21 protein-coding genes are annotated in these 20,169 nt (G+C 66.6%); 17 read left to right on the top strand and 4 right to left on the bottom strand.

Annotation, left to right across the window (positions count from 1 at the left end):
- Positions 1-21: 21 nt before the first annotated feature.
- Complete coding sequence (locus SLQ31_RS10590) at positions 22-885, bottom strand: sigma-70 family RNA polymerase sigma factor (RefSeq protein ID WP_319432087.1); 864 nt, start codon at positions 883-885, stop codon at positions 22-24.
- 80 nt (positions 886-965) lie between these two features.
- Here SLQ31_RS10590 and SLQ31_RS10595 point away from each other — a divergent pair, with 80 nt between their 5' ends.
- From SLQ31_RS10595 to SLQ31_RS10620, 6 genes are all read left to right on the top strand, one after another.
- Complete coding sequence (locus SLQ31_RS10595; protein WP_319432089.1) at positions 966-1,346, top strand: DoxX family protein; 381 nt, start codon at positions 966-968, stop codon at positions 1,344-1,346.
- Positions 1,347-1,435: 89 nt separating this feature from the next.
- The gene (locus SLQ31_RS10600; protein WP_319432091.1) at positions 1,436-1,801 is read left to right on the top strand and encodes a YraN family protein; all 366 of its coding nucleotides are present in this window, start codon (positions 1,436-1,438) and stop codon (positions 1,799-1,801) included.
- The gene (locus tag SLQ31_RS10605; protein ID WP_319432093.1) at positions 1,801-3,312 is read left to right on the top strand and encodes a YifB family Mg chelatase-like AAA ATPase; all 1,512 of its coding nucleotides are present in this window, start codon (positions 1,801-1,803) and stop codon (positions 3,310-3,312) included. Before SLQ31_RS10600 ends, SLQ31_RS10605 begins: the two co-directional genes overlap by 1 nt.
- A complete protein-coding gene (dprA, locus tag SLQ31_RS10610) occupies positions 3,309-4,442 on the top strand; it encodes a DNA-processing protein DprA (protein ID WP_319432095.1) in 1,134 nt (377 codons plus the stop codon). Before SLQ31_RS10605 ends, dprA begins: the two co-directional genes overlap by 4 nt.
- A 78-nt stretch (positions 4,443-4,520) precedes the next feature.
- Positions 4,521-5,369, top strand: coding sequence for a siderophore-interacting protein (locus SLQ31_RS10615; RefSeq protein WP_319432097.1), 849 nt, complete (start codon positions 4,521-4,523; stop codon positions 5,367-5,369).
- An 82-nt stretch (positions 5,370-5,451) separates the two neighbouring features.
- The gene (locus SLQ31_RS10620) at positions 5,452-6,369 is read left to right on the top strand and encodes a tyrosine recombinase XerC (protein ID WP_319432098.1); all 918 of its coding nucleotides are present in this window, start codon (positions 5,452-5,454) and stop codon (positions 6,367-6,369) included.
- Positions 6,370-6,373: 4 nt separating this feature from the next.
- Here SLQ31_RS10620 and SLQ31_RS10625 read toward each other — a convergent pair whose 3' ends face one another.
- Entirely contained in the window at positions 6,374-7,804 is a 1,431-nt protein-coding gene (locus SLQ31_RS10625) for a protein adenylyltransferase SelO (RefSeq protein ID WP_319432101.1), read from the bottom strand.
- Positions 7,805-7,907: 103 nt separating this feature from the next.
- Here SLQ31_RS10625 and SLQ31_RS10630 point away from each other — a divergent pair, with 103 nt between their 5' ends.
- Positions 7,908-8,375, top strand: a complete 468-nt coding sequence (locus tag SLQ31_RS10630; RefSeq protein ID WP_319432103.1) for a hypothetical protein — start codon at positions 7,908-7,910, stop codon at positions 8,373-8,375.
- Between the two features lie 15 nt (positions 8,376-8,390).
- Here SLQ31_RS10630 and SLQ31_RS10635 read toward each other — a convergent pair whose 3' ends face one another.
- Positions 8,391-8,876, bottom strand: a complete 486-nt coding sequence (locus tag SLQ31_RS10635; protein ID WP_413641950.1) for a M23 family metallopeptidase — start codon at positions 8,874-8,876, stop codon at positions 8,391-8,393.
- A 295-nt stretch (positions 8,877-9,171) separates the two neighbouring features.
- On the opposite strand from SLQ31_RS10635, the gene rpsB reads away from it, so the two are divergent.
- The 10 genes from rpsB to SLQ31_RS10685 all read left to right on the top strand — a co-directional run bounded on the left by rpsB (position 9,172) and on the right by SLQ31_RS10685 (position 19,707).
- Positions 9,172-9,999 carry a 30S ribosomal protein S2 gene (gene rpsB, locus SLQ31_RS10640; RefSeq protein ID WP_319432105.1) on the top strand — a complete coding sequence of 276 codons (828 nt, stop codon included), beginning with the start codon at positions 9,172-9,174 and terminating at the stop codon, positions 9,997-9,999.
- Between the two features lie 17 nt (positions 10,000-10,016).
- Positions 10,017-10,841, top strand: coding sequence for a translation elongation factor Ts (gene tsf, locus SLQ31_RS10645; protein ID WP_319432107.1), 825 nt, complete (start codon positions 10,017-10,019; stop codon positions 10,839-10,841).
- A gap of 132 nt (positions 10,842-10,973) precedes the next feature.
- Complete coding sequence (locus tag SLQ31_RS10650) at positions 10,974-11,285, top strand: hypothetical protein (protein ID WP_319432109.1); 312 nt, start codon at positions 10,974-10,976, stop codon at positions 11,283-11,285.
- A 38-nt stretch (positions 11,286-11,323) separates the two neighbouring features.
- Positions 11,324-12,181: an LLM class F420-dependent oxidoreductase gene (locus SLQ31_RS10655; RefSeq protein WP_319432110.1), complete on the top strand. Its 858-nt coding sequence runs from the start codon at positions 11,324-11,326 to the stop codon at positions 12,179-12,181.
- 41 nt (positions 12,182-12,222) lie between these two features.
- Positions 12,223-13,620, top strand: a complete 1,398-nt coding sequence (locus SLQ31_RS10660; RefSeq protein WP_319432112.1) for an amidase — start codon at positions 12,223-12,225, stop codon at positions 13,618-13,620.
- Between the two features lie 135 nt (positions 13,621-13,755).
- Positions 13,756-14,886: an ABC transporter permease gene (locus tag SLQ31_RS10665; RefSeq protein ID WP_319432114.1), complete on the top strand. Its 1,131-nt coding sequence runs from the start codon at positions 13,756-13,758 to the stop codon at positions 14,884-14,886.
- Positions 14,886-15,452: an ABC transporter permease gene (locus SLQ31_RS10670; RefSeq protein ID WP_319432116.1), complete on the top strand. Its 567-nt coding sequence runs from the start codon at positions 14,886-14,888 to the stop codon at positions 15,450-15,452. Before SLQ31_RS10665 ends, SLQ31_RS10670 begins: the two co-directional genes overlap by 1 nt.
- A gap of 2 nt (positions 15,453-15,454) precedes the next feature.
- Positions 15,455-16,177, top strand: a complete 723-nt coding sequence (locus tag SLQ31_RS10675; RefSeq protein ID WP_319432118.1) for an ABC transporter ATP-binding protein — start codon at positions 15,455-15,457, stop codon at positions 16,175-16,177.
- Between the two features lie 23 nt (positions 16,178-16,200).
- Positions 16,201-17,721 carry an APC family permease gene (locus SLQ31_RS10680; RefSeq protein ID WP_319432120.1) on the top strand — a complete coding sequence of 507 codons (1,521 nt, stop codon included), beginning with the start codon at positions 16,201-16,203 and terminating at the stop codon, positions 17,719-17,721.
- A gap of 6 nt (positions 17,722-17,727) precedes the next feature.
- The gene (locus tag SLQ31_RS10685; RefSeq protein WP_319432122.1) at positions 17,728-19,707 is read left to right on the top strand and encodes a primary-amine oxidase; all 1,980 of its coding nucleotides are present in this window, start codon (positions 17,728-17,730) and stop codon (positions 19,705-19,707) included.
- On the opposite strand, the gene SLQ31_RS10690 is transcribed toward SLQ31_RS10685, so the two are convergent.
- Positions 19,704-20,126 carry a MarR family winged helix-turn-helix transcriptional regulator gene (locus SLQ31_RS10690; protein ID WP_319432124.1) on the bottom strand — a complete coding sequence of 141 codons (423 nt, stop codon included), beginning with the start codon at positions 20,124-20,126 and terminating at the stop codon, positions 19,704-19,706. The two genes, SLQ31_RS10685 and SLQ31_RS10690, sit on opposite strands and share 4 nt — an antisense overlap.
- Positions 20,127-20,169 lie beyond the last annotated feature (43 nt).

Here is a 20,169-nt window from a genome sequence, read left to right on the forward strand (position 1 = left end):
AGTCGGAGACCGCCACGGCCGCTACGGCTTCGGCAGGTCCAATGTCGCCAGACGCGCGGGGTCGGCGATCGACGTGATGGCTGTCAGCCGTCCGTTTGTCACCGTGCACACCATGATGCCGAGCGGTGTGCCCTTGGTGCTCCACGCGGCGATGCCCGGCTTCCCGTTGACCAGAACACGGCGGGCGGTCACCTTCGCGCGTCCGCCGCGTCGCACCACGTCGATCACTTCGGCGGCCCCGACGGTGACGGTGACTCCGCGTGCGGTGTGCTGTTCCCACCTGAGGTCGGGCGCCAGCACCTCGAGCAAGGCCTCGAAGTCACCGTCGCGGGCGGCCCGCAGGAACGCGTCGACGACGGCACGCTGCTCGTGAAGGGCTGACGGCGTCGTCGGCGCCGCGCGTACTTTGCGCCGCGCGCGGCTTGCGGCCATCTTCGCCGCGTCCGCCGATTTGCCGACGATTCCGGCGATGTCGGTGAAGGGAACGGCGAACATGTCGTGCAGAACGAATGCCAGCCGTTCTTCGGGTCCGAGTGAACCCAGCACAGACAACAACGCGATGCCGACCAGATCTGCCAGCACAGCGGAATCTTCGGGCGCATCAACGTCGTCGACCACGACGAGTTCGGGCGCATCATCGCCGAACGGGACCTCGGCCCTAGCGGCGCGAGCACGCAACATGTCGATGCAGATACGACCGACCACCGTGGTGAGCCAGCCGGCGGGGTTGTCGATCGATGCCGGGTCCTGCCGAGAAAATCGCAGCCACGTCTCCTGCACAGCGTCCTCGGCGTCGGCGTAGGAACCGAGGATCCGGTGCGCAATCGTCAGCAGGCGTCCTCGCTGGGACTCGAATTGCGGCTCGATGCTGGCCTCATGGCTCATGTTGTTACCTCGCGTCGGTGGAACCCGTCATCACCAATGACGAGTCCGCACGGACTGAGGTAACCACAGAAAGCGGGAACATGAACGCAGTGCTATGGGTCGTTGCCGGAGTACTTGCCGCCGCATTCGCCGTCGGCGGTGCTAGCCAGGTCCTACTGAGTAAAGCCCGTTATCGGGCGCTCTCGGCGAGCCAGCATTGGGTCGACGACTTCAGCCCGGCTCATATCAAAGCGATAGGAACGATCAAACTCATCGGCGCGGCGGGGCTGGTGCTTCCCGCGTTTTTCAACGTTGCGCCGATACTGGTCCCGCTGGCGGCAACCGGGCTGATGTTGTTCATGGCCGGTGCGGCCACGACTCGCTTCCGCCGCAGCGAATGGGGCCTGATGCTCGGTGATGTTGTGTTCATCTGTGCATTCGCCTTTGTGGCGTGGGGCCGCTTCGACGTCCTCGGGGGATGAGCGCGGATCTGGGGATAACTCAGCGTGTTTCGGAGTTTTCCGGCTGATCGACGTTCGCAGGTGTCGGTTGGTTGGTCGACGCTGCTCCCATGACGACGTTGACGCGCAACCAGCTCGGTGCGCTGGGGGAGCAGTTGGCGGTCGAGCACCTGACCTCCCTGGGTTTGCGGATCGTGGCCCGCAACTGGCGGTGCCGGTATGGCGAGCTGGATGTGATCGCCGCCGGCCCTGACCGCACAGTGGTCTTCGTTGAGGTCAAGACCCGCACCGGTGACGGGTTCGGTGGCTGGGAGTACGCGGTCACACCGGTCAAAGTGCGTCGCATACGCCGGCTGGCCGGGATCTGGCTGGCCGGACAGGATCAGAGTTGGGCGGCGATTCGGATCGACGTGATCGGGATTCGTATTGGCCGCCAGCGCACCCCGGAGATCACCCACCTGCGCGGGGTCGGCTGATGGCGCTGGGGCGGGCTTACTCGGTCGCGGTACGCGGCTTGGACGGCGAGATCGTCGAGATCGAAGCGCACATCTCCTCAGGCCTGCCGGGTGTGTTCCTGGTCGGCCTGCCCGACGCCGCATTGCGCGAGTCCCGCGACCGGGTGCGCGCGGCAATCACCAACTGCGGCAACGACTGGCCGCAGTCACGGCTCGTACTGGCCTTGTCACCGGCCACCCTGCCCAAGATTGGTTCGCTGTACGACATTGCGATCGCCGCGGCGGTGTTGTCGGCCAGCAGTAAGAACCCGTGGGATCGGCTGGAGAAGTCGGTGTTGCTGGGGGAGCTGGCGCTTGACGGACGCGTCCGCCCGGTGCGGGGCGTACTGCCTGCGGTGCTGGCCGCCAAACGACAGGGCTGGCCGACCGTGGTCGTACCGGTTGCCAACCTTGCCGAAGCCAGTCTTGTCGATGGTATCGAAGTGCTTGGGGTGCAGACACTTCAGCAGCTGCATGGCTGGCTCAAAGGTGCGGCCGTGCTCGATGAACGCGTCGATGCAGCTCCACGGCCGGTCGAGTCCGGCGCCGATCTCGCTGATGTGGTGGGGCAGACCCATGCCCGGTTCGCCGTCGAGGTCGCCGCTGCCGGGGCGCATCATCTGATGCTCACCGGGCCGCCCGGGGTCGGAAAAACCATGCTGGCCCAACGGCTTCCGGGACTATTGCCCGAGCTCACCGAGAGTGAGGCGCTCGAAGTGACCGCGATCCACTCGGTGGTCGGGTTGCTCACGGAGAGCACCCCGCTGATCACCTGCCCGCCCTTCATCGCGCCGCATCATTCGTCGAGTGTGGCGGCGTTGGTCGGCGGCGGCTCGGGCCTGGCCCGCCCCGGTGCGGTCAGCCGCGCGCACCGCGGCGTGCTCTTTCTCGACGAGTGCGCCGAAATCCGGGTCAGTGTTCTGGAGTCACTGCGAACGCCGTTGGAGGACGGCGAGATTCGCCTCGCCCGCCGCGATGGCGTGGCGTGTTATCCGGCGCGGTTCCAGCTGGTGCTGGCCGCGAATCCGTGTGCCTGTGCACAGGCTGACCCGCGCGACTGCATCTGCTCGTCGGTGCAGAAGCGCCGCTATCTGGGCAAGTTGTCCGGTCCGTTGATGGACCGCGTCGATCTACGGGTCGAGATGCATATGGTGCGGGCCGGTGCCTTCACCCCGGACGCCGCGGAAAGCACCGCAGCCGTGCGTGATCGGGTTGCCCAGGCCCGCGCGGCGGCCGCCGATCGCTGGCGTCGGTACGGCTTCACCACCAATGCCGAGGTGACCGGTGCGGTGTTGCGCCGAAAATTTCGGCTCGACGCCACCGCAATGGCGCCGCTGAAGACGGCACTGGAACGCGGGGTGTTGAGCATCCGAGGTGTCGACCGGTCATTGCGCGTGGCGTGGACTTTGGCGGATTTGGCTGGACGCACGATGCCGAGTGTCGACGACGTGGCGGTGGCGTTGAGCTTCCGTCAGGGGGAGGTCAAGCCGTGAGCGGCGACGTCAGAACCTTGGCCTGGGCGTATCTGTCCCGGGTGGCCGAACCGCCGTGCGACGAGATCGCTGCGCTGGTTGCCGAAGTCGGGCCGGTGCAGGCCTCGTATCGGGTGGCCGCGGGTGAGCTGAGTCCTGCGTTGAGGGAGCGCACCGCTGCGCGGCGCGATATCCATGCGGCAGAAGCGGATCTGGACCTGCTCGAGCGCCGTGGAGGCCGGTTGATCACTCCCGACGATGATGAATGGCCGGTGCTTGCCTTTGCGGCGTTCGGTGGATCGGCCGTGCGGGACAAGCCGAACGGTCGGCCACCTCTGGCGCTGTGGGCGATCGGTCCGGCCCGCCTCGACGAGATCGCCGAACGGTCCGCGGCGATCGTCGGAACTCGCGCTGCGTCCGGCTATGGCGAGCATGTCGCGGCGGACCTGGCGGCCGGGCTGGCCGAGCGTGAGGTTGCCGTCGTCTCGGGTGGGGCGTACGGGATCGACGGCGCGGCGCACCGTGCGGCGCTGTCGGTCGAGGGTGAGACGGTGGCTGTCCTCGCAGGCGGCATCGATGTCTTGTACCCAGCGGGACACTCGTCGCTGTTGCATCGGATCAGCACCTCGGGCCTGCTGCTCACGGAATATCCACCGGGCGTGCGCCCGGCGCGGCACCGTTTCTTGACCCGCAATCGGCTGGTGGCGGCGTTGGGGACGGCCACCGTGGTGGTCGAGGCGGGGGTGCGCAGCGGGGCTGCGAACACGGCCGCGTGGGCGCGGGCGTTGGGCCGGGTGGTGTGCGCGGTGCCCGGTCCGGTGACCTCGGCGTCGTCGACCGGATGCCACATCCTGTTGCGCAACGGGGCGGAGTTGGTGACCCGCGCCGAGGAGGTCGTCGAATTGGTCGGACGGGCAGGCGAATTCGCGGACGAGGAGCCGCGGCCGACCGGACCGCTCGACGGCCTGAGCGAGGCCGAGAAGCAGGTCTACGAGGCGCTGCCGGGGCGTGGCACGCTCAGCGCCGACGAGATCGCGGTGGCATCGGGTCTGCCACCGACCGGAGTCCTCGGGCCGCTGGCGATGCTGGAGATCGCCGGCCTTGCCCGCCGCGAGGACGGCTGTTGGAAGCTGGTCCGCAAGCCGGCCTGACCGGCGTAGCCAGCCCGAACACAAGGTCGGAACGTATAGTCGATTCGGTTGGCTAAACGATTTTCGTCGGGAGGCGATGTGGCGGGTCGACCACTACACACATTTCAGGTCGTCAGTACCGAGCAGCTCGCACCGCACATGGTGCGCGTCGTCCTCGGTGGCACTGGCTTCGAAACCTTCAAGCCCGTTGAGTTCACCGACTCCTACGTCAAGTTCGTGTTTTTGCGCGACGACGTCGATGTCGCGAAGCTGAAGCGGCCGCTGACCCTGGACAGTTTCAAGAAGCTGCCTGCCGAGCTGCAGCCCACCGTGCGCACCTACACGGTGCGCCGGGTCGATCCCGAGGCTCGGCAGATCACCGTCGACTTCGTGGTGCACGGCGACCACGGTGTCGCTGGACCGTGGGCGGCGGCGGCCAAAGCGGGCGACACCATCTACCTGATGGGCCCCAGCGGGGCATACTCACCCGACCCGGGCGCCGACTGGCATCTGTTGGCCGGTGACGAAGCCGGCCTTCCTGCGATCAGTGCGGCGCTGGAAGCCTTGCCGCCCAATGCGATCGGGAAGGTCTTCATTGAGGTCGCCGGACCTGACGACCAGATCGAGCTGACTGCACCGGAATCCGTCGCGATCAATTGGATTTATCGCGGCGGCCGCGCCGATCTGGTCGGCGATGAGCGGGCCGGCGACAACGCCCCGCTGGTCGAGGCCGTCACCACCACTCTCTGGCTGCCCGGACAGGTCCAGGTCTTCATCCACGGGGAAGCCCAGGCGGTCATGCACAACCTGCGGCCCTACATTCGCAAGGAGCGCGGTGTCGACGCCAAATGGGCGTCCATCTCCGGCTATTGGCGGCGCGGCCGGACCGAAGAAACCTTCCGGCAGTGGAAGAAGGAATTGGCCGACGCTGAAGGCGGCAAGGACTAGCGACCACAACGGAATGGTCACGACGTCCGGACACGCCCGCCGCGAGCGGGTGAGACGGCCACAGTGATGCAACCGTAGGGGAGTGGACCCCGGCGACTACGCGGCGATCCTCGACGACTACGCCGAGCATCTGGCGCTGGAGCGCGCCCGCTCCGAGCACACCACCCGGGCCTATCTCACCGACCTACGCTCGCTGTTCGCCTTCGTCGACGAGCGTGCCCCCGGCGGCGGGCTGACCGGGCTGACCCTGCCGATCCTGCGGTCGTGGCTGGCCGCGCAATCGGCAGGCGGCGCGGCCCGTACGACGCTGGCCCGTCGTACCTCGGCGGTCAAGACATTCACCGCCTGGGCCACCCGCCGCGGTCTGCTGACCGAGGACCCCGCGGTCCGCCTGCAGCTGCCCAAGGCTCGCCGCACGCTGCCCGCGGTGCTGCGCCAGGACCAGGCGCTGGCCGCCATGGCCGCCGCCGACCTCGGCGCCGAGCAGGGCGACCCGCTGGCGCTGCGCGACCGGCTGATTGTGGAGCTGCTCTACGCCACCGGCATCCGCGTCAGTGAGCTGTGCGGGCTCGATGTCGACGACGTCGACACCAGCCGGCGACTGCTGCGTGTGCTGGGCAAGGGCAACAAACAGCGCACCGTCCCGTTCGGGGCGCCTGCGCTTTCCGCGCTGACGGCGTGGCTGACCGACGGCAGACCCGAACTGGTCAACAACGACTCCGGCCCCGCACTGCTGCTCGGCCCCAGGGGCCGGCGGCTTGACCCGCGCCAGGCCCGCACCGTCGTGCATCAGACGATGTCAGCGGTCGACGGCGCACCCGACATCGGTCCGCACGGCCTGCGGCACAGCGCCGCGACCCATCTCCTCGAAGGTGGGGCTGACCTGCGCATCGTCCAGGAAATCCTGGGCCATTCCTCGCTGGCCACCACGCAGCTCTACACCCACGTGACCGTCGCGCGCCTGCGGGCCGTGCACGACCAGGCCCACCCGCGCGCCTGAAAACTTAAGTGCCGCAGAAGGTTTGGAAACACTGTCCGAACTCGTCGGGAGCGGGCTCGGCGTAGCGCTCGAACCCCGGCCGTTCGCCGTAGGGAGAGCTGAGCACCGTGAGTAGCCGGTCGAACGGCTCCATGTCGCCGGCCGCGCCGGCGACCAGCGCCTCCTCGACCAGGTGATTGCGCGGAATGTAGACGGGGTTGACCCGCTGCATCGCCGCCATACCCGGGCCAAGGCTGCGCCACCGGCTGGCCCACTCTTCGAACGCCGGCTCGACGACGTCACTCGCGAGACGGCGGAAGAAGGAGGTGTAGTCGGCGCGCTCAGTCTCGAGCAGCTCCAACAGTTCGTCGACGAGTTGCCGGACAACCGCGTCCTCGACCGCGTCACCGAGCCCGAGTTTCCTGCGCATGCCCCTCGACCACGCCGCCGTGTACAGCTGCGGAAATTCCTGCAGCGCGGCCGTGGCCAGCGCGACCCCGTGCTCCTGGTCTTCGGCGATCAGCGGCAGCAGTGCTTCGGCCAGGCGAGTGAGATTCCATAGGGCGATCGCCGGCTGGTTGCCGTAGGCGTAACGGCCCTGTGAGTCGATCGAGCTGAACACCGTCTTCGGGTCGAAGGCGTCCATGAACGCGCACGGGCCGTAGTCGATCGTCTCGCCCGAGATCGTCATGTTGTCGGTGTTCATCACGCCGTGAATGAAACCGACCAGCATCCACTTCGCCATGAGTTCCGCCTGCGCGGCGATCACCGATTCGAGCAACCCAAGATACGGATTGTCAGCGCCGGCGACGGTGGGGTAGTGCCTGCTGATCGCATGATCGGCGAGCCGGCGCAGCACCGCGAGATCGTCTGCGGCCGCGACGTATTGGAAGCTGCCGACGCGCAGATGACTGGCCGCGACGCGGGCGAGGACGGCGCCGTCCAGTGTGGTCTCGCGATGGACGGTGCGCCCGGTGGCGACGACGGACAGCGAGCGCGTGGTCGGAATGCCGAGCGCGTGCATCGCTTCGCTGATGAGGTATTCGCGCAGCATCGGGCCGACGGCCGCCAGACCGTCTCCGCCGCGAGCGAACGGAGTGCGCCCCGATCCCTTCAGATGCAGATCGCGTAACTGCTGCGTGGTGTCCACGAGCTCCCCGAGCAGCAGAGCGCGACCGTCGCCGAGGCGTGGCACCCAGCCGCCGAACTGGTGGCCGGCATATCCCTGCGCAATCGGTTGAGCGTCCGCGGGCAATCGGGTCCCGACAAGAAGACCGATTCCGTCGGGGCTTCGCAGCCAGGCGGGATCAAGCCCCAGTTCGACGGCCAGCGACTCGTTGAGCGCAAGCAGTCGCGGCTCGGGCGCGGACTCGGCCTGCCAAGCCAGCGCGATTTCGGGCAGCTCGGTGGCGAATCGGTGGCCGAGGACGACGGTCGTGTCGGGAGCGATGCTCATCGATATCCAGCCTACGTACGCCCGCCCGCGGGGCCAGGTCAACCGCGCGACTGATGTGTGAATTTGGGTTCGGTAGGCGATGCGAGCCAGGTGTACTTCCCACATGTACAAGATCGCGATGATCACGGTGGCCGCCGCGTTGACGACGGGGGTCCTGGCGCCGAAAGCCCACGCGGAGGTTTCCAGCTTCCAGTTTCTGTCGGCATCCAGCAACGTCGGCTGCCAGCTCGGTAGTACACCGGAGGGGTCGGCCTATGCGTGGTGCAAGGCGAACGAGCACAGTTGGGTCGCTCCGCAATCTGACGTCTGCCCCCGCGCCAACGTTCCCGGCGCGATCGGCGAACCGGGAGGCGAGAATCTTCAGCTCGCCGAGGGCCAAGCGCCCTGCTTCGGGTTCGTGATGAGCCAACTCTTCTTCACCGGCCAATACGCGCCACCGACCATCGCCTACGGCGAGCAGCGATCGATGGGCAGCATCACCTGCTCGGTCGAGCCCGCAGGAGTGACCTGTGTCGACAGCAAGACCTTCAGGTCCTTCACCGTGTCGCGAGACTCCTACCAGCTCGGCTAGACACGCACGCTCGCGCTAACGGCCGAGTCCCGCCAGCGGCTTGAGCCGGATCGGCGTCGACGCCAGCAGCCCCAGCGGGTCGACGTAATCGGCCCGCGATGCCGGACCCCACATCGCACCCCAGTGCAGGCACGCCGCGGCCGGGCAGCCCGCGTGACCAGGCATCAGCCGGCCCAGCACCGTCGAGGAGTCCACGAGCTGGCCCGCCCGCACCGAAGCCTCGACCGGCTCGTAGCTGGTGTGCAGCCCGCCGGGATGGGCGAGCGACACCACCGGCCGCCCGGCCAGCGTGCCGGCGAACACCACCGTCGCCGGTCCGGCGGCGTACACCGGCTGCCCCGGCACCCCGGCCAGGTCCACCCCGCGATGCCCGCGTTGCCAGTCCGGTGACGGCGCGTCAAACGCCCTGGTCATCGTCGGTGGTGGCCGCAGCGGCCACACCAGTCGTCCCGTTTCGGCCCGGCCGACCCCGGCGCAGAGCAGCACGGCCGCCGCAACCATCGCGATGACGCGCATCACCCCAGCTCAGCCGCCCAGGCGCAGATCCGAAAGGCCCAAAAGCCGGTCCTGTGCACCGGCCCGGCGCTGTGGACAAAGCACCCGTTGCGGCGGTGTAAACTTTGACCCGCAACTCGCGCGAGCGGGTTGACTTCGCGCGTCTGTTCGCAAGTTCGCCACGTCGACTTGCATCACGCATACCGGTTGGTCCCGTCCGCGGGTCGGTATGCCTCAGGCGCCAGGGCATGGCTTCACCCGAAGCCGGGCGACAACTGACACAAAGGAATATGAGCCAACCATGGCTGTCGTAACAATGAAGCAGCTGCTTGACAGCGGCACCCACTTCGGGCATCAGACCCGTCGCTGGAACCCCAAGATGAAGCGGTTCATCTTCACCGACCGCAATGGCATCTACATCATCGACTTGCAGCAGACGCTGACCTACATCGATCAGGCGTACGAGTTCGTCAAAGAGACCGTCGCCCACGGCGGCAGCATCATGTTCGTCGGCACCAAGAAGCAGGCGCAGGAGTCCATCGCCGAAGAGGCGACCCGCGTCGGCATGCCGTACGTGAACCAGCGCTGGCTGGGCGGCATGCTCACCAACTTCTCCACCGTGCACAAGCGCCTGCAGCGCCTCAAGGAACTTGAGGGTATGGAGCAGACCGGTGGCTTCGAGGGTCGCACCAAGAAGGAAATCCTGATGCTGACCCGGGAGAAGAACAAGCTCGAGCGCAGCCTCGGCGGTATCCGGGACATGGCCAAGGTTCCGTCGGCGATCTGGGTCGTCGACACCAACAAGGAGCACCTCGCGGTCTCCGAGGCCATCAAGCTGGGCATCCCGGTCATCGCGATCCTGGACACCAACTGCGATCCCGATCAGGTGAACTACCCGATCCCGGGTAACGACGACGCGATCCGCTCGGCAGCCCTGCTGACCAAGGTCATCGCCTCCGCAGTGGCCGAGGGTCTGAAGGCTCGCTCGGGCGCCGGTTCGGGCGACAAGCCCGAAGGTGCGGCCGAACCGCTGGCCGAGTGGGAGCAGGAGCTCCTGGCCAGTGCAACCGCGACGGCCCCCAGTGACGCTGGGCCGGCCGCCACTGAAACCACCACTGACGCTTCTTAAGTCATAGGAAGGGCCACATGGCTAACTACACCGCTGCCGACGTCAAGCGGCTTCGGGAGCTCACCGGTGCGGGCATGCTCGCCTGCAAGAACGCCCTGGCCGACAACGACGGCGATTACGACAAGGCCGTCGAGGCGCTTCGCATCAAGGGCGCCAAGGACGTCGGCAAGCGCGCTGAGCGCGCCACCGCCGAGGGCCTGGTCGCCGCCAAGGGCGGTGCCCTGATCGAGCTCAACTCCGAGACCGACTTCGTCGCCAAGAATGCCGAGTTCCAACAGCTGGCTAACGACGTAGTGGATGCAGCCGCTGCGGCGAAGGCCGCCGATGTGGAGGCCCTCAAGGCCGCCAAGATCGGTGACAAGACCGTCGAGCAGGCGATCGCGGAGCTGTCGGCAAAGATCGGCGAGAAGCTCGAGCTGCGTCGCGCGGCGTACTTCGACGGCAACGTCGAGGCCTACCTGCACAAGCGCGCTGCTGACCTGCCGCCCGCGGTGGGTGTGCTGGTCGAGTTCACCGGTGACGCCGCGAAAGCTAAGGACGCCGCACACTCGGTGGCCTTGCAGATCGCCGCGCTGAAGGCCAAGTACCTGACGCGTGACGACGTCCCCGAGGACATCGTGGCCAACGAACGCCACATCGCCGAGGAGACGGCCAAGGCCGAGGGCAAGCCCGAGCAGGCGCTGCCCAAGATCATCGAGGGCCGGGTCACCGGTTTCTACAAGGATGTCGTGCTGCTCGAGCAGCCGTCGGTGTCCGACAGCAAGAAGAGCGTCAAGGCGCTCCTCGACGAGGCCGGCGTGACAGTGACCCGGTTCGCCCGGTTCGAGGTCGGTCAGGCCTGACAAAGCTTGGGTGGCACATCACGCCGCCCACTGGAAAACCCCGCGTCATTTCCGGCGATCCCGGAGACGCGGGGTTTTGCCATCTCCGGACAAAGCCGAACGCGGTGGCGTTACGCGTGTGACACTTGTGCCATGTTCATCAGGGTGTTTATCGTTCCCGTCGCTGGTGCGGCGTTGCTGATGGGGAGCACCGCTATTAGCTCTGCGGACCCGGGCGTCAGCTGTCCGCCGCAGAATCAATCCCAGATCAATGTCGTCGACGGTCCCATTTCGTGCGGCGACGCGTATGCCACCGCCAGTCAATACCTGGCCGAAGGTGACAAGTACCAGCAGATCGGGCCCTTCACCTGCTACACCGGCAATGCCATGACGCTGCCCGTTGTCTTGAGCTGCACCTCCGACACGTCGGAATTCGCGGTATCGAACGTGGCACCGCCGCAGTAGTCGGGAAGCATCCCCGCCCATCCGCGGTTGGATGAGCCATGCGCATCGGAGTCACCTTCCCCCAAACTGAACTCGGCGGCGACGCCGGCGCGGTCCGCGCCTACGGTCAGCGGGTCGAGGAATTGGGGTTCACCCACATCCTGGCCTACGACCACGTGCTGGGCGCCGATCCCGAGGTGCACCAAGGCTGGGCGGGCCCGTATGACGTCCGCACCACTTTCCACGAACCGCTGGTGATGTTCGGCTACCTCGCGGCCGTCACGACGGCGCTGGAACTGGTGACCGGCGTCATCATCCTTCCGCAGCGCCAGACCGCCCTGGTCGCCAAGCAGGCCGCCGAGGTGGACCTGCTCAGCGGCGGACGGCTGCGACTCGGAGTTGGGTTGGGCTGGAACGCCGTTGAGTACGAGGCGCTCGGTGAGGACTTCTCCAACCGTGGGCGCCGATCCGAGGAGCAGGTCGACGTGATGCGCCGGCTCTGGACCGAACCCAGCGTCACCGTCGAGGGGCGCTATCACACGGTCACCGGTGCGGGCCTGGCGCCGTTGCCGATTCAGCGACCCATCCCGGTGTGGTTCGGCGCAGCGTCCGAGCGCGCCTACGAGCGGGCGGGACGCCTTGGCGACGGCTGGTTCCCGATGGTGCCCCCCGGACACGGGCTCGAAGAGGCGCGCGCGGCGGTGGAGCGCGCCGCAGTGGCCGCCGGGCGCGACCCCGCGGCGCTGGGCATGGAGGGCCGGGTCGACTGGTCCGGCGGCCGGGTGGGTCAGGATCTGGAAACCTGGGCAGCTGCCGGTGCCACACACGTCTCGATCAACACGATGGGCGCCGGTTTGGGTGGGGTCGACGGCCACCTGGCGGCGTTGGAAGCGGTGGCAGCCGACCTTCCCCAGTAGGCCGGACCGTTATTGAACACGTGTCTGCTAGCGTCGGGCGAATGCAGCATGTGCACGCCTTCGGTGACGACGCGCTTGGTGACCTCGATGCCGTAGGCCTGGTCGACGCGCTCCGCACCGGCAAGGTGTCGCGTCCCGAGCTCGTCGAGGCCGCCATTGCCCGCACCGAGAAGGTCAACCCGATTCTCAACGGCCTGGCGCACGCGACCTTCGAGCGCGCGCTGGCCCGCGCGTACGCGGGTGGCCGCGGGTATTTCGACGGGGTGCCGACGTTCATCAAGGACAACGTCGAAGTCGAGGGGATGCCGACGATGCAGGGCACCGACGCGTGGGAGCCCCGAGCGCAACCCGCGAACGGCGACTTCGCCAGTTTCTTCCTTTCCACCGGGCTGGTGCCGCTGGGCAAGACGCAGCTTTCGGAATTCGGGTTCAGCGCCTCGGCTGAGCATCCCCGCCTTGGCCCGGTGCGCAATCCGTGGGACACCGACTTCACCGCCGCGGCGTCGTCGTCAGGGTCGGCCGCGTTCGTCGCCGCCGGCGTCGTGCCCATCGCCCATGCCAACGACGGCGGCGGTTCCATCCGGATCCCCGCCGCGTGCAACGGCCTTGTCGGCCTCAAACCCTCCCGCGGCCGGCTGCCACAGGACAAGCTGTACCGCCAGATGCCGGTGCGCATCGTCAGCGACGGGGTGCTGACCCGCACAGTGCGCGATACCGCCGCGTTCTACCGAGAAGCCGAACGGATCCGGCGCAACCGCAAGCTGGAACCGATCGGCGCCGTCACCGGCCCGGGCACCGCCCGGTTGCGCATCGCGGTGATTACTCAATCGGTCAATCGGGAAGCCGCACCCAGCGTCCGCGATCTCACCCTGCAGACCGCCGAACTGCTTGCGGGCCTTGGCCATAGCATCGAATACCTTGACCAGCCTCCGGTGCCGCGCTATTTCTTGGACGACTTCCTGTTGTACTGGGCACTGCTGGCGATGCAGCTCGTTCGTACCGGGCGCAAGACATTCGGTGAGAGTTTCGACAAGTCCAAGCTGGACAATCTGACCCTGGGGCTCGACCGGCACGCCAGCCGCAACCTGCACAAGTTGCCGATCGCCATCACGCGGCTGCGCCGGCTGCGGCGGGTCACCGCCCGGCTCTACCAGACCTACGACGTGCTGCTGATGCCCACGCTGGCCGAGGAGACGCCCCGCATCGGGCACCTGGATCCCACCGCGGACTATCAGCAGATCATGGATCGCCTGATCGACTGGGTGGCGTTCACGCCGCTGCAGAACGCGACGGGAGAACCGGCAATCTCGTTGCCGCTGGCCCAATCCGCATCGGGCATGCCGGTCGGCATGATGTTTTCCGGGCCGATGGGCCACGAGCGCAGGCTGCTGGAGCTGGCCTACGAACTCGAGGCGGCCACGCCGTGGCCGCACCTGTAGAGCGGACACGTTGATTTAACAGCGCGCCGGTTCACTTAACCCGGCCGACATCAGCGGCTGCGGTCCGCGAAACAGGGCGACCCGAATATTGTCGTTGTGGAAACCTCTGCCTCCACAGTGATTTCGCGGCCATCGATGCTCGCCACCTCATCCGGGAACAACACCATTGTGTGTCTTCTCCGGTTTGCCTGGGCGAACATCCGCCGCAGGCCCGAGCGGTTTGTGCTGTCTGTTCTCGGCATCGCACTGGCCCTCACCTGTGTGACGGTGGTGCGCACCATCTCGTCGAGCTTCGCCATCACCGGCGCGGACTCGGTGACCGACGTGCTGGGTGGTGCCCAGCTGTGGGCGGTTCCCGCCGCGGGCGTGCACTACGACAGCGCTGTGCAGGCCCTCGTTGCCGACGGGCCGGCGCCTGCGATCGCGGCCTCTGAGGGGTGGCGGGCGATCAAGACGCTCTCCGGGACCACCGACATCAACGGAACTCCGGTGTCACTGCGGGGTAGTGACGAAACCCCGGACGGCCGAGCGGTTTTGGGCTCCGAGGTGGCGCAGCGACTGGGCAAGCACGACGGCGACCGCATCGCCGTCGGCGGCCAGGATCTTCAGGTGACGGTCAGTGCCGGCGGCCAGTCGGTGACGGTCGCGGAACCTCTTGCCCGCACCATCGTTGGTGACAACGGCTGGTGGACGATCAACGCACCGGCCGGTCAGGAGAAGAGCCGCAGCCTCGGCACCACCTTCGGCGGCGCGGTCGGTCTGCCGTCGACCTCCGACCCGTCCATCACGCCGGATCCCGCCGAAGCCGGACTGATCTATGACACGGTGGGCGGCAACGGGCCACTGACATTCGACCAGAAGTACTCGGCCCTGTTCTCCGGCAAGGTCACCAGCTCCACCCTCGGGATCATCTCGATCATCGGCCTGGTGCTGGGATTCATCATCGCGGTGTCGTCGTTTCTGGCCGCGGTGCAGGAGCGCCGGCGGGAATTCGGCATCATGTCCAGCATCGGCCTGGCCGACGAGGTGCTCTATTTCTTCCTGGTGGAGAGCGCCGTCGTCTTCGTGGCGGCCTACGTGCTGGGTGTGCTCACTGCGGGAATCGCTGTGTGGCTGGTCATTCCGGGCATCGCCACCCCGATCGCCTGGCTGCAGGCCGCCGGCATGGTCGCGGGTTTCCTGCCGGCGATGTCGATCGTCGGTGCGCTGATACCCGTGCACCGCTTGCTGCAGAACCGTCCGGTCGACCTGCTCGGAGGCCGCTGATGATCAAGTTCGGACTGTCCTACGGCTGGCTGGCCGCGCGGCGGCGGGTCGGGGAGATGGTGCTGCCGATCGTCACCACCGCGACCGGCGCGTTCCTGGTCGTCATCGTCTTCGGGATGTCGGCGGGCATCCAGGCCCAGTCGGCGTCGCTGGGCCACGCCGCCGAAATCGGCCGGGCGGTCATCCTGATCGCGATCACCGTGCTGCTGGTCGGCGTCGTCGAGGTGGCGGTCGCGACCACCCGCACGATCGCGCACCGCACCCGCGAACTCGGTGTGCTCGGCGCCACCGGTGTGCCGCGCCGATCCGTAATCGCCGCGCTGCTAGTCGAACCCGCGGTCGCCGCCGTCCTCGGCGCCTTGGTCGGTGTGGTGCTTGCGGTCATCGCCGCCATCGCGCTTGGCGCGCTGGGCCTCGTGCCCACCGGGGTGTCGCCGGGCGGCATCGGCTTCGGTGCGTCGATCGCCGTCGCGGTGAGCATCCTCGCCGCCCTGGCTACCAGCGTCGTGCCCACCTGGACCGCGGCGTCGCGTCCCCCCATTCGCTCCCTGTCGACCGGAGGTTAGACATGACCGCAGTCGAAGACGCCAGCCCGGACCTCGCACCGGCACCCGAGCCGTCGCCGGTGATCGAGATCAGCGACGTGTGGAAACTGCACAAGCTCGGCGACGAAGTGGTCAAGGCCCTCATCGCCGCCGAATTGACCGTCATGCCGGGTGAATTCGTCTGCCTGATGGGTCCAAGCGGTAGTGGCAAGTCGACACTGCTGAACATCATCGGCGGTCTGGACCGGCCGACCAAAGGCTCAGTGATGATCGCCGGCCGCGACACCGCCAAACTGACCGAAAGCCAGTTCGCTTCCCTGCGCCACGACACGATCGGGTTCATCTTCCAGAGCTACAACCTGATCCCGTTCCTGTCGGCGGTCGAAAATGTCGAACTGCCACTGATGTTCGAGCCCTACGACCGGAAGTCACTGCGTAAGCGGGCGCTCGAACTGCTCGACCTCGTCGGCCTCAGCCACCGGGTGCACCACCAGCCGACCAAGATGTCCGGCGGTGAGCAGCAGCGCACCGCGATCGCGCGGTCGCTGATCAGCAGCCCGACGCTGGTCCTGGCCGACGAACCGACTGCAAATCTGGACCACCGCACGGGGGAGACGGTGGTGCGCATGCTGCGCGACCTGTGCTCGACGATGGGCGTCACGGTCGTCGCGAGCACCCATGATCCCACGGTGGCCGACGAAGCGAGCCGTGTAGTCCGGATGCGAGACGGACACATCATCAACTGATCCAACGGGATTGGAAGTAACACATGACGCAAGAACTCGAGGCGCCAGCGCCGGCTCGGCGCGACAAGCTTCTGACCACAGAGCTCGTCCCCGAGCAGGTGCTGCCGAAGGTGATGACGACCTTCGGCCTCACGGCCACCTATGTCTTCATCATCTGCTGGATCACCGGCTCGTCGATCATGGCGGCCGGTGGCTGGACCGCGATCCCGATGTGGATTCTCGGCATCCTCACCTTCTTGATCCCCGCGGGCATGGCGGTCGCCGAACTTGGCAACCTGTGGCCCGGTGAAGGTGGTGTGTACATCTGGGCCACCCGGACCATGGGCGAGACATGGGGATTCATCGGCGGCTACCTGTCCTGGATCCCGGTGGTGCTCAACTCGGCCTCGTCGCCGGCGATCATCCTGCAGTTCCTGCTGCTCGCCTTCCACGCCGAGCTCGGACTGACCCTGTCCATCATCCTGCAGGTGGTGCTGCTGTGGGCCGTGGTCGGCTTGGCCCTCGCCAGACTGGCGGCCAACCAGCGCATCATGAGTGGCGTCTTCATCGTGTACGGAGTTTTGACCGCCGTCATCTTCGTCTCGGGCATCATCTATGCGATCCGCAACGGGTCGGCCCAGGAGTTCACCGCGCATGCCGCGCTGGTGCCCGACTTCGCCGGCGCCGGTTTCTTGTACGGCACCGTGCTGCTCTACCTGGTCGGTGTCGAGACGCCGTACAACATGGGCGCGGAGTTCCTTTCGGTGCGCAAGAGCGGGCCGAAGATGGTGGTGTACGGGTCGATTGCGCTGATCCTGATTTACCTGTTGACCACGCTGGGCACCATCATGGTGCTGCCGGCCGACCAGGTAAATCCGGTAACCGGGGTCATCGGCATGCTCGGCACCGCCGCGCCCAAGGGCGTGATGGAAGTGGCGGCTGTCGTGTTGGCCTGCATCGTGTTCGTGGCGTTGATGAGCTACCAGGTCACCTACTCGCGACTGGTCTTCGTCTCCGGTCTGGAGCGTCACCTGCCGCGGGTCTTCACCCACCTCAACCCGCGCACCCGCAACCCGGTGACGGCGATCCTCATCCAGGGTGTGCTGTCGTCGCTGATCATCGTGGGCCTGTACTCCCAGAGCAGCATGGCCAACGTCACTGTGTTCCTGCAGGGCGGTCTGTCCATCGCCTGGTTGATCTCCGGGTTCTTCTTCCTGGTCCCGGTCATCATCGCCCGCAAGAAATACGCCGATCGCTATGCGGCAGAGAAGTTCTGGCGGATCCCCGGCGGCACGGTGGGCGTGTGGATCGTCGTCGTCATCGGCTCGGTGGGCACCATCGGTGGTATCTACTACTCGTTCGCCAAGTCGTGGATCGCGGATGTTCCCGACAGCACCTGGATGACGTGGACCGGCAGCATCGCGATGGGCATGTTCGCCCTTGGCGTGGTCGTCTACATCTTCGGCCGCCGTTCGGCCCACAAGATGACCCAAGAGGACGCACTGGCGCACCTGGCCGTGCTGGATCTCAAGAAGTCCGAAGCACCTAGCCCTGAGGCGGTTTAGCCCGATATGACCATGGACAGCACCGTGCTGAGCACGGCGATGACCGACGACCGTGCCTGTTACCCGCTCGACCCGTTGACCGGGGCCGAGATCGAGACCGCCGCGGCCGTCGTCAAGGACTCTGAATATGCCAGTCCGACACTGAGATTCGTGATGATCCAGCTCGCGGAACCAGATAAGAACGCGCAGCTCACCTTCGAAGCGATGTCCGACGTGCCGCGGCGGGCGTTCATCACGATGTACGACGCGGCGGTCAAGCTGGTCTACGAGTCGGTCGTTGACATCGGTGCCCGGGTGGTGGAGTCGTGGACGGCGATCCCTGGCCGCTTCCCGTCGTATCTGGTCGAGCACATGACCGGGGTGGAGGAGGTGGTGCGCGCCGACCCCCGGTGGCAGGACGCGATGCTCAAGCGCGGCATCACCGATTTCCACCTGGCGATGATCGACCCCTGGCCGGCCGGCTATTACGGCGCCCAGGACCACTACGAGAACTCGCCACTGATCTGTCGGCCGCTGACGTTCATGCGCGCCGCGGCATCCGAACACGGCTACGCGCGTCCGGTGGAAGGTGTGATCGTGACGTTCGACCTCGACACCATGACCGTGCTCGAGGTGGAGGACCACGGGGTGGTGCCGCTACCGCCGAAGGCCGGCAACTACTCGGCGGAGTTCATGTTCGACGAGGACAACCGGCCGGCGTTCACCGAGTTCCGCGACGACGTCAAGACCATCGACATTACCCAGCCCGATGGGCCGAGCTTCACCGTCGACGGCTGGCGCGTGCAGTGGCAAAAGTGGTCGTTGCGACTGGGTTTCAACCCACGGGAGGGCATCACCATCCACGAGGTGACCTACACCGACCGCGGCGAAACGCGGCCGATCCTGTACCGGGGTTCGCTCTCGGAAATGGTGGTGCCCTACGGCGACACCTCGCCGACCCACTGGAACAAGAACGTGTTCGACATGGGCGAAGTGGGGATGGGGTTCTCGGCCAATCCACTCACGCTGGGGTGCGACTGTCTCGGTGAGATCAAATACTTCGACGGCACGGTCAACGATTCCGACGGCAATGCGGTGACGATTCCGAACGCCATCTGCATGCATGAGGAAGACTACGGAATCTCCTGGAAGCACACGGATTTCCGCACCAATGAGGTCGAGGTCCGGCGTTCGCGCCGGCTGGTCGTCTCGATGATCTGCACCGTCGGCAACTACGAGTACGGCTTCTTCTGGTACTTCTACAACGACGCGTCGATCGAGGTCGAGGTCAAGCTTTCCGGCGTACTCACCACCGGTGCGGTCGAAGCAGGGGAGTCGCCGCGCTGGGGCAAGCTGGTCGCGCCAGGCATCTACGGCCCGAATCACCAGCACTTCTTCAACTTCCGCCTCGACATGAGCGTGGACGGCGCGAAAAACAGTGTGTACGAGGTGGATTCGATTCCGGAACCCGATCCGGAGCTGAATCCACACAAGAACGCCTGGATCACCAGGGACACCTTGGTGGCATCGGAAGCCGACGGTGCCAGGGACTGGAACTGGAACACCGGCCGGTACTGGAAGGTGACCAACCCGGCCAAGAAGAACGAACTCGGCAGCCCGGTTGCCTACAAGCTGGTGCCGCGCGAGATCGTTCCGGTGATGGTGCAGGAAGGGTCCTACATCTACGACCGAGCGAAGTTCGTCCAGCACAACCTGTGGGTGACGAAGTACGAGTCGAACGAGAGGTTCGCCGCCGGCGACTACATGTACCAGTCGGCGGATGCCCAGGGCCTGCCGGAGTTCATCGCGGACGACGCACCGCTGGAGGACACCGATGTGGTGCTTTGGTACACCCTGGGCGCTCACCACATCGTCCGGCCGGAGGACTGGCCGGTGATGCCGTGCGCGTATGTGGGCTTCCACCTGAAGCCGATCGGGTTCTTCGACGGCAACCCGGCGCTGGATCTGCCGCCGTCACCGCCGAAGGGGTGCCACAGCCATCACTAGCTAGCGCCGAGGGCGGCGAGGATTTTGCGGAATTCTCGCCGCTGTTCGGCGCTCAGGCCCGCCATCAACCGTTGCTCGGAGGCCCGCACCCCGGCGTCGGTGGTCGCCAGTAACTCGACGCCGGCGCGGGTCAGCTTCGCAGGCAGCGAGCGTCCCGAGTCCACGCTGGCCGGGCGGCTCACCAGTGCGCGTTCCTCGAGGCTGCGCAGCACCATGTTCATCGCCTGCGGCGAGACCCCGGTGTCGCGGGCCAGCTCGGCATTGGAGCGGTCGGGGAACTTGGACAGAATCCGCATGCAGATGTACTGCGGGAACGACAGGCCCACCGGTTCGAGCGCGGTGGCCGTCACTTCGGCGCGCAGTGCCGAAGCCACCCGATGCAGCAGGTAGCCCAGCGGCTCGTCATGGGCTCCAGTCATGTCAATGATATTGACATATATCAACTCAGTTGATATTCGTGGA

Origin of the sequence: Mycobacterium sp. RTGN5, assembly GCF_033804465.1 — a bacterium.
Classification (GTDB): Bacteria; Actinomycetota; Actinomycetes; order Mycobacteriales; family Mycobacteriaceae; genus Mycobacterium.

Excerpts from the sequence above, each read along its gene's own strand:
- SLQ31_RS10590 (WP_319432087.1), bottom strand. The coding sequence starts at position 885 with ATGAGCCATGAGGCCAGCATCGAGCCGCAATTCGAGTCCCAGCGAGGA.
- SLQ31_RS10595 (WP_319432089.1), top strand. The coding sequence starts at position 966 with ATGAACGCAGTGCTATGGGTCGTTGCCGGAGTACTTGCCGCCGCATTC.
- SLQ31_RS10600 (WP_319432091.1), top strand. The coding sequence starts at position 1,436 with ATGACGACGTTGACGCGCAACCAGCTCGGTGCGCTGGGGGAGCAGTTG.
- SLQ31_RS10605 (WP_319432093.1), top strand. The coding sequence starts at position 1,801 with ATGGCGCTGGGGCGGGCTTACTCGGTCGCGGTACGCGGCTTGGACGGC.
- SLQ31_RS10625 (WP_319432101.1), bottom strand. The coding sequence starts at position 7,804 with ATGAGCATCGCTCCCGACACGACCGTCGTCCTCGGCCACCGATTCGCC.
- SLQ31_RS10630 (WP_319432103.1), top strand. The coding sequence starts at position 7,908 with ATGTACAAGATCGCGATGATCACGGTGGCCGCCGCGTTGACGACGGGG.
- SLQ31_RS10635 (WP_413641950.1), bottom strand. The coding sequence starts at position 8,876 with ATGGTTGCGGCGGCCGTGCTGCTCTGCGCCGGGGTCGGCCGGGCCGAA.
- rpsB (WP_319432105.1), top strand. The coding sequence starts at position 9,172 with ATGGCTGTCGTAACAATGAAGCAGCTGCTTGACAGCGGCACCCACTTC.
- tsf (WP_319432107.1), top strand. The coding sequence starts at position 10,017 with ATGGCTAACTACACCGCTGCCGACGTCAAGCGGCTTCGGGAGCTCACC.
- SLQ31_RS10650 (WP_319432109.1), top strand. The coding sequence starts at position 10,974 with ATGTTCATCAGGGTGTTTATCGTTCCCGTCGCTGGTGCGGCGTTGCTG.
- SLQ31_RS10655 (WP_319432110.1), top strand. The coding sequence starts at position 11,324 with ATGCGCATCGGAGTCACCTTCCCCCAAACTGAACTCGGCGGCGACGCC.
- SLQ31_RS10660 (WP_319432112.1), top strand. The coding sequence starts at position 12,223 with ATGCAGCATGTGCACGCCTTCGGTGACGACGCGCTTGGTGACCTCGAT.
- SLQ31_RS10665 (WP_319432114.1), top strand. The coding sequence starts at position 13,756 with ATGCTCGCCACCTCATCCGGGAACAACACCATTGTGTGTCTTCTCCGG.
- SLQ31_RS10670 (WP_319432116.1), top strand. The coding sequence starts at position 14,886 with ATGATCAAGTTCGGACTGTCCTACGGCTGGCTGGCCGCGCGGCGGCGG.
- SLQ31_RS10675 (WP_319432118.1), top strand. The coding sequence starts at position 15,455 with ATGACCGCAGTCGAAGACGCCAGCCCGGACCTCGCACCGGCACCCGAG.
- SLQ31_RS10680 (WP_319432120.1), top strand. The coding sequence starts at position 16,201 with ATGACGCAAGAACTCGAGGCGCCAGCGCCGGCTCGGCGCGACAAGCTT.
- SLQ31_RS10685 (WP_319432122.1), top strand. The coding sequence starts at position 17,728 with ATGACCATGGACAGCACCGTGCTGAGCACGGCGATGACCGACGACCGT.
- SLQ31_RS10690 (WP_319432124.1), bottom strand. The coding sequence starts at position 20,126 with ATGACTGGAGCCCATGACGAGCCGCTGGGCTACCTGCTGCATCGGGTG.